This window comes from Spirulina sp. CCY15215, from assembly GCF_016888125.1.
Lineage (GTDB): Bacteria > Cyanobacteriota > Cyanobacteriia > Cyanobacteriales > Spirulinaceae > CCY15215.
Genome location: NZ_JACSWA010000009.1, coordinates 1 through 232 on the forward strand (window position 1 = coordinate 1; position 232 = coordinate 232).

General features: G+C 50.0%; 1 rRNA gene. It reads right to left on the reverse strand.

What is annotated here, in order from left to right:
* Window positions 1–232 (reverse strand): 23S ribosomal RNA (locus JUI58_RS00035); the annotation flags it as partial.

Genomic DNA, 232 nt, shown 5'->3' on the forward strand with positions numbered 1-232 from the left:
CCTCAATTTTCGCTACTCAAGCCGACATTCTCACTTCTATAAAGTCCACATCTGCTTGCCGCTAATGCTTCTCACCTTATAGAACGCTCCCCTACCATCCCCTCTGCCTCCCTTATTAAGGGGGGTTAGGGGGGATCCACAGCTTCGGTAAATCGCTTAGCCCCGTTCATTTTCGGCGCAGGAGCGCTTGACCAGTGAGTTATTACACACTCTTTCAAGGATGGCTACTTCT